Origin of the sequence: Desulforhopalus vacuolatus, from assembly GCF_016918505.1 — a bacterium.
Lineage (GTDB): Bacteria > Desulfobacterota > Desulfobulbia > Desulfobulbales > Desulfocapsaceae > Desulforhopalus > Desulforhopalus vacuolatus.
Window position 1 is genome coordinate 1 of the sequence record NZ_JAFFPZ010000054.1, and the last position, 7,189, is coordinate 7,189.

Sequence of the window (7,189 nt, forward strand, 5' to 3'; positions counted from 1 at the left end):
ATTCCAACCAGAGATACTTTGACCCAGGCGTCAATCACAATACCTTTGTCAAGAATCCGATCAACAACTTCTGCCAAACTTGAAGAATCAGTCGATTTTTGTACCTTTGCCATAACAATCTCCTTAAGTTAAAATAAACTTTTATGGTAGCCCATTATCCAATGATAAAATTTAATCACTACCTATATGCTACTATGTAGCAAAGTCTGTGCCAGACGACAAAAATACTAATTACCTATGTCATATCAGTACTTTTGACAATTCAGGTGCCCTGGATTGATTAAACGAACAACCAACTATGGGAAAAATTCCATAGAAACTTTTCCATAGTTAGGTAAAGCAGGTCATGTTTCAGCAGCAGGAGAGGAGCTTTACAATTTCGTTATTATTGAAGGGCTTGGCGATAAAGGCTGAGATCGTACCAGTTTTCAAGGCTTCTTTTACCTCGTCTCCATCCTTATAAAAAAAACCGGAGATCATCACAATAGCTATATATGGATTATTTTTCCGGATCAACCTTGCCAGTTCAAGGCCTTCAATATCAGGCAATTTGGCATCAACAAAAGCCACCTGAAATCGGAAACGATTTGTTTCCAGCAGGGCAAGCGCTTCACCAGCGTTAGATGCTGTCGAAGAAACAATGTCATTATGTTTCAGTATTTGTTCCAAGGCCCAACACATATCAGGCTCATCATCGATAATGAGAAATCGTTTTTCATCGTCTTTCATGTATTCTCCTGGTATAGCTTCTCCCATCCTTAGTGGGCAACCTTACAATAAAGGTACTACCGCTGCCTTTCTCACTTCTCACTTCAATGACACCGAAGTGCTGTTTTACAATGGAATACGAGAGGGCAAGACCCAATCCTGTACTCATTCTGGTGGACATAGTCGTGTAAAATGGATCAAATATTTTGCCGATTTCATCTTCAGCAATACCTACCCCTGTATCGGTTATATAAACGGAGACGGTTGTTGGTGTTTTTTTCATGGAAATAGTTAACGTTCCTCCCTTCGGCATTGCCTCTATAGCATTCAGAAAAAGATTCATGAATACCTGCTGGATAAGATTTCTTATCCCTTTAAACCTAATGGACGAATCCTTGATTTCTGAAATAATGTTAATTTTTTGGATTTTGGCCTGATTGCGAATCAATAACAATGTATCTTGCAGGAGAATTGAGAGAACCATCGGTTCCATATCAACATTAATTGATGGGCGGGCATATTTCAGGAGATTCTCAATAATACCCGAGGCCCTTTGAATACCTGAATATATCTTTTCAGCGCATTCCTTACGGAATTCGTCCGTGAGATCACTTTCCATCAGGAACTGGGCCGATGACGAGCTGATAGCCAGGGGATTTCTGATCTCATGGGCAATGCCTCCTGCCATTACACCCAGGGCGGCAAATTTCTGAGAACGGACAAGATCCAGCTGCAATTTTTGGTATTCACTGAGATCTCTGCCTATCGCTACTATTCCAATGACATTTTTTTGATTATTAAACATCGGCGAACAAACCCAGGAGGCCCTGATAGTTATACCCTGTTTTGTTATAATATCCCATTCACCAATTCTGTGGGAACTCCTGCCAGCCAACTGGTCAGCAAGCACCTTCTGGATATCCAGGACAGACTCCTGGGAAAAGAAGTCGAGAAAATTCTTGTTAATTGCCTCAGAGTATGAATAACCGATAATTTGTGTGGCAGATCGATTCCAGGTTAAAATATGACTCTGGGTATCTAGAGATAACACCATGTCGCTGGCATAATTAACTACACTTGCCAGATGCCGTTCAACACGATTGAACTCCTCATTCAGTCGCACCTGTTCCGTAATATCGTCCATGAGAAAAATCACACCGTCAACAATCCCATTGTAAGAATATGGTGAGATTCGATAATAATAATTTGTCAGGGGAACCCCGGGCGCCCGATACGTCATGCTGTGTCCCTTCGTGGGTTGATTACTCCTGAAAACCTGGCGTATTTGTTCGATAATATCCAGGTGTTCCAAGATGATCTGAGGGAATACATCAGGCAGACTTCGACCGACAGTGTCTGATCTTTTGAGTCGATTTTTTTTAAGATAATTTCGATTGGCAGAAAGGATACGTAAATTCTTATCGAGAAATAAAACTGAGGAGGGAATGACATCCAGCAACATGAAATCAAGTTCGTTATAAGTATCCATGATGTTACTCCTTTTTCACATCATTAAAAGTGCATGTTTCCTTGAGCATCAGAAAAAGCCTCGCATTATTAATGAGATCAAAACCACCCTTACTGAATTCTAAAGGTACAAAGCTGTAAGGAGGTAGAAGGCCTATGTAATGAAAGGCCGGAACATCATCACTTTTTTCCGACAATTGTATTGATAGCCTTGTCAAAAGAATTTTCCTTCTCTCTTTCAACAAAATAACTATTGTTTATTCTCTGTATGTTTCATTTATTTTACTCGTTTCTACATAATCTACAACAAGAGGAGACAACCCATTTCTCCAGCCTTGTCTTGTCAACTGGACAGATAACCAGGCGAAGTTGAATGGTTAATAATTCAATGTCAACCAAACTGATCCTGATATCACCTGCAATCATGCCCCCTTTATCAAGTATACGTTCAAGCAGATCAGCCAGGTTGGATGATTCAATTGAATGTTATGATCATGTAGACAGCGTAAACATTTGTTCGCGTTCCGGTTTGCAACAGCGTTCGCATTTTTTTAAGATCCTTTAATATCTGCACTAATCGTTGCGAGAAACCAGGGAGTTTAAATATCTGCTTCTATTTTAAAAACAGAGCGAAAAATGCTTTTAGCCATTGCGCTATTATTTCAGGAAATTCGAGGAGCTTGAGAAAGTGCCCTGCTGGTGCTGAATCAAAGACAAAAACACCGTATTTTCCGTCCTCATGCAACTCCATAATCATGGTGAGGACCATTACCTCGTCAAGGAATGAGTTGGATCGCTCGAGGCAAGGAGGATAGATTTTTGTGGGTATTTGTTGGCCAGGTTTACGGCAGTGACTGTAGCACATGTGGTTTTACCAACACCACTTTTACCGCCGAAGAACAACAATCGAAATTGGCAATTGCAAAAACATGGTGGTGTCATAGTAATCACTCCAAGAGTTGGTAGTGATTGGTGAATACATGCTCCGAGGTAGTATCTGTTATTTTCACGCCTCTTCCCCTACCTCACCATCGAATTCCTCTTCTGTAATATTTCCGATATCAAGCATTATATGGAGTTCGCTTAACTCAGTAGTAATATTCTCAGCCTCACCATCGATATCCTGTTGAACGGCATTGGATATTTATTTAAAAACCCAAAGCAACCCCCGGGACGGAGAGAGTAGAATGTTGTCGACCAAAACACTGTATTTTAATCCCGTTCTGGCGGAGTATAAAGGAATTTCTACCCCCTCAAGGGGTCCTCTCAAATCAGACTACGTCACAGTCACATAGTCGATACGTGATGATCAAATCGTCAAGTCGATTTCGACAAAATTGTGCGGTGCCCATGGTCCATTATAGTCGAATGAAAAATTATTATCAAATTGACCAGCAGCCTTTAATAAGCCTTTTTCAAATTCAGCCTCCTGATCTCGCCCTATGAGGAAGACCAGATTTGCCATCTCGCGTTCATTGCGATACTTGTTTCGTTTACTCTCAAAACAATATGGCACCATGTCGTCTTCAATTTGTTTCGTAAATGTCTCTCTGTCCTCATTAAGAATTGCATCAAACATCCTGCCCAGTTCAATTTTATTCTCTGGAGAGGGTTCGCTGTTCGAGCCGAAATATCGATCTCGGCCAGCCCTGAGATCAGAGTGAGTGTTGATAAAAAATTCAAATATATTCGGAACGTCCAAGGTGACTCTCAAGCCCATTTCCATCTTGTTTTGGACCCGCGCAAGTTGTTCAACCAGAATTTCCTGATTGTTTGCAAGAATACGTTCAACAGCCTTGTGGTCATCAGCAATAATACCGAAAGCCACAGGTAATGGAGTGGTTTCTTCCATCAGTCGCCTCAGTATCTCCTTATGGGCCTCAAGGTGACGACGTTCCGGTCGAATCTTCTTATTGGCTGGAGCGGCACTCACTACCGCAGAAGTAATTCCATTGGAAATGGTGTACACATTTTCACCGTTAAGGCCTGCCCCGTCATACTGACGGGCAGCAGCCCCTTCAATTATCGCGTAGAGGTACATACAGCCTTTTTGTGGTGGGGAAGTATTTGAAACCATGTTACTCCTCAAACGTCTTGGATTAATCTACCCGGTTAAGCATCTTGGAAAAAATGTTTACCGTTCTTTTCAGCAGTACTTTTCAGCAATACAATGGGGCAGTATAATTTTCTTTATCACAGAGGCGAGGTTTCATTGCCAGTTACAGTGGCTGGTTGTTAACCAGCCCCATTGATTTCAAACTTTCCTCTTCAGCTTTAATTGCCAAAAGTACTTCGCAAACGTAATATTTTACCAGCCCCTCATAATCGGCATAGGCATCGCCAGGGTTTTCATCACGTTTATCCAACAAGTACCAACCCTGGCATACCAGGAAGGGGGCTAAAATTTATGAAATTTATTCAAAATAAACTTCCGTCTATTTTCCTGATTAATTGGTGTTTTTTATCTCAACCCAGGCAGCACTACCCGGTTTTTCGAATACTGACTGGTTAGTCAGATATCTCCAACCAGCACACTGCATCCAGGGGTCAATAGCTAATTTTGAATCCTTCTGTACCACTGTCGTCGCTATGGACTGCAGCACTTCCAACTTGCCGAGAATTCGATTTCTTTTTCTGAGGCTGACTATCAGAAGACGGTATGCCTTCTTCTATTTGGGCTAATTCGTTTTTCAGTGCCTGTTTTTCAGCCTCAATTTCCTCAATACGCGAATCAATCAGATCTACCCGTGCCATTGTTTGTTTCTTTTCCTTAAGGCGCCTTGCCCTCTCCATTTCAAGGCAACTGATTCGCATATAGGCCTTATATGGTATTGCTGCTTGATCAATACTGCCTGAGTGGGTACGAATATCTTTTACGCTTCGAATGCTGTTTTTGGGTTTAACACTCATTAGATATCTCTCTTAGGATCCTGACAGGTTCAGTTTTTCGATGCGACAACAATTGGCCGATGTTTTCCAATAACCTTTTTAATGACATCCTCCATTACATTGGTCATTAGTGGTTTTCCATCACGAGTAACTTTTGTCGTGTTGATATTTAAAACATCCCGACAGACACTGAGGAAAATCGGATCGTCAATGCTGGCTTCTCGTCCGAGATTAGCAAGAATTTTTGCCATGGCAATACTGGCCCGGATTGTTGGGCTGTTGTTGTTCACACCTACGGTCCGCAACTCCCGAACGATATCCACCACCAACTCAACTTCCACTCGCGCCAGTTCGGATTTGGCCATGGCCACCTGTATTTCTGTCTCCCTGTCGAAGTGGCTGAGGTTGATGGTAATCAAGCGGTCTAACAGTGCATCCTGGGTTTTATGAACACCGGCATATTCCTCTGGATTAGAGGTAAAGATAGCTTTAAAATCTGGGTGTACCGTTAAGTAACCATCCCCACCTCGGCGTAATTTGGGGAGATTCAATATCTTCTCCTCCAAGACACTGAGAAAGGGATTGTTTGCTTCCGGTTTTGACCGGGTAAATTCGTCATATATCAGGGTATATCCGTTCTGACAGGCGGTTGTGAGCCGATTATCCACCCATACCGTATTCATACTTTCCCTGGTCTTCGTGACGGAATGGATATAGTTGTCAACCACCGTTGATTTGCGGTAACCGGAATCTCTGCCAATGAGATCAGAACTGCCGAATTCGTCATCGCCGTGAATGAGAGAAACAGGTTGATCAAACTGAGCCGCGACATGAAAGGCGATGGTCGTCTTGCCAGTTCCGGCTGGACCGGCAAAATGGACAGGATATCCTACCTCAAGATAAGCAAAGGCCCGATTCATCAAATCCTGGATATATGGGGTATTGACAAAAGAGGTACCTGGTTTTGGCACCACGCTGTCCCCTGAAAGGGAAACCTGTACTTTTTTTTCAGATTGGTTTTGCAATACAGAAGCACTCATTTTACTTATCTCTTTTCTTGAATTACCCAGCGATTCCCAGAAAGGGTGTAACCTGCTGATTTTATTTATTATTCCATATCTCCCGTTCATAATATTTTTAACTAAAAAAATATTAAAAAACAATGGTTTAGCTCAAATTGGTCCGGGAATTACTGTGAACGACTCACTACATTGACTCTTTTATCAGATCCTTAGCCTTTTCAATCCATTTGTCCACCGGCGCAAGGCGGGCAGATTCAGATCCCAGTATTTCATTCAACAGATCAATGGTACAGTCAGCCAACTGAGCAAAGGTAAAAATCCCCCCACTGTTCAGTTGTGCTGCTCTGCTAGAGCCAATTCCTTTAATTTCTGTCAAATCATCTCGCTCGATTTTATCTTCGGTTTTCGGTACTTCATCTTTACTCACTGGTTCTTTTTTCGTCAGCGGTTCGACTGTTATTTTTTTTTCGCTTGAAGGAGCATGAGTCTCTCCACCAGACCACGCCTGGCGGGCACCGGAGATATCAGCGGCGAATTCAGCAATAAGCGCTGTATTTTTTTGTTTAAGATCATCAACAGCCTGGATGATATTGTTAACGAATTCCTGGCGTGTGGCCCTGGTTTCCCCGGCCATTTCAGCCCGATTGCTGCAAAATCCAACAATCATGTCGTCAACCACAGTTTTCAAGTTTGATGAAAATTCATCAAGCTCTGCGTGGAGGTTTTTGGCCATATCGGCATGATCCTTGCCAAAACGGGACATCTCTGCTTTCGCTTCATTTCGTATGTTCGAGACTGCTATCTGAATATCAGCAATGAATTGCTCGCGCTCAGCTTTTGTCTCTTTGCCCATTTCCATCCGATCACTATAAAATTCAGTGGCCATGTCGCCAACGTTTGCTTTAAGGTCTGAAATAAACTCATCAAGCTCTGCATGCAGTTTTTCAGCCATATCAGCGCGATCATTGCGAAAACAGCTCTGCATGGTAGCCACATCAGCCTTAATACCTTCTACATCAGCCTTAATACCTTCTACATCTTCCTTCAATCCGGTAATGAATTCATGGCGCGTATGGTGCGAAGCGTTTGTTTCTTCGCGTAAG

At 42.3% G+C, this 7,189-nt stretch carries 10 protein-coding genes and 1 pseudogene; all 11 read right to left on the reverse strand.

The window, feature by feature from the left end:
• Positions 1-113, reverse strand: a 113-nt coding sequence (gene gvpJ / locus JWG39_RS17205) for a gas vesicle protein GvpJ (protein ID WP_205220362.1), incomplete at its 3' end; no start/stop codon positions are given.
• A 238-nt stretch (positions 114-351) separates the two neighbouring features.
• A complete protein-coding gene (locus JWG39_RS15515) occupies positions 352-729 on the reverse strand; it encodes a response regulator (RefSeq protein WP_205220353.1) in 378 nt (125 codons plus the stop codon).
• Positions 716-2,197, reverse strand: coding sequence for an ATP-binding protein (locus tag JWG39_RS15520; protein WP_205220354.1), 1,482 nt, complete (start codon positions 2,195-2,197; stop codon positions 716-718). The genes JWG39_RS15515 and JWG39_RS15520 overlap by 14 nt, the downstream gene beginning before the upstream one ends.
• Before the next feature lie 311 nt (positions 2,198-2,508).
• A pseudogene (gene gvpJ / locus JWG39_RS17210) lies at positions 2,509-2,655 on the reverse strand (gas vesicle protein GvpJ); the annotation flags it as partial.
• Between the two features lie 133 nt (positions 2,656-2,788).
• Positions 2,789-2,944: an ArsA-related P-loop ATPase gene (locus JWG39_RS17215; protein ID WP_369130648.1), complete on the reverse strand. Its 156-nt coding sequence runs from the start codon at positions 2,942-2,944 to the stop codon at positions 2,789-2,791.
• Complete coding sequence (locus tag JWG39_RS17220; RefSeq protein ID WP_205220356.1) at positions 2,944-3,117, reverse strand: ArsA-related P-loop ATPase; 174 nt, start codon at positions 3,115-3,117, stop codon at positions 2,944-2,946. The genes JWG39_RS17215 and JWG39_RS17220 overlap by 1 nt, the downstream gene beginning before the upstream one ends.
• A gap of 367 nt (positions 3,118-3,484) precedes the next feature.
• Positions 3,485-4,252: a GvpL/GvpF family gas vesicle protein gene (locus JWG39_RS15540; protein WP_205220357.1), complete on the reverse strand. Its 768-nt coding sequence runs from the start codon at positions 4,250-4,252 to the stop codon at positions 3,485-3,487.
• 142 nt (positions 4,253-4,394) lie between these two features.
• Complete coding sequence (locus JWG39_RS15545) at positions 4,395-4,544, reverse strand: hypothetical protein (RefSeq protein ID WP_205220358.1); 150 nt, start codon at positions 4,542-4,544, stop codon at positions 4,395-4,397.
• 178 nt (positions 4,545-4,722) lie between these two features.
• Complete coding sequence (locus JWG39_RS15550; protein WP_205220359.1) at positions 4,723-5,085, reverse strand: hypothetical protein; 363 nt, start codon at positions 5,083-5,085, stop codon at positions 4,723-4,725.
• A gap of 29 nt (positions 5,086-5,114) precedes the next feature.
• On the reverse strand, positions 5,115-6,104 hold the full coding sequence (gvpN, locus tag JWG39_RS15555; RefSeq protein ID WP_275889029.1) for a gas vesicle protein GvpN: 990 nt from the start codon (positions 6,102-6,104) through the stop codon (positions 5,115-5,117).
• A 166-nt stretch (positions 6,105-6,270) separates the two neighbouring features.
• Positions 6,271-7,189, reverse strand: a 919-nt coding sequence (locus JWG39_RS15560; RefSeq protein ID WP_205220361.1) for a helix-hairpin-helix domain-containing protein, incomplete at its 5' end; no start/stop codon positions are given.

Bases quoted from the DNA above. Each gene is read 5' to 3' on its own strand.
- JWG39_RS15515 (WP_205220353.1), bottom strand. From the start codon at position 729: ATGAAAGACGATGAAAAACGATTTCTCATTATCGATGATGAGCCTGAT.
- JWG39_RS15520 (WP_205220354.1), bottom strand. From the start codon at position 2,197: ATGGATACTTATAACGAACTTGATTTCATGTTGCTGGATGTCATTCCC.
- JWG39_RS17215 (WP_369130648.1), bottom strand. From the start codon at position 2,944: ATGGTCCTCACCATGATTATGGAGTTGCATGAGGACGGAAAATACGGT.
- JWG39_RS17220 (WP_205220356.1), bottom strand. From the start codon at position 3,117: ATGACACCACCATGTTTTTGCAATTGCCAATTTCGATTGTTGTTCTTC.
- JWG39_RS15540 (WP_205220357.1), bottom strand. From the start codon at position 4,252: ATGGTTTCAAATACTTCCCCACCACAAAAAGGCTGTATGTACCTCTAC.
- JWG39_RS15550 (WP_205220359.1), bottom strand. From the start codon at position 5,085: ATGAGTGTTAAACCCAAAAACAGCATTCGAAGCGTAAAAGATATTCGT.
- gvpN (WP_275889029.1), bottom strand. From the start codon at position 6,104: ATGAGTGCTTCTGTATTGCAAAACCAATCTGAAAAAAAAGTACAGGTT.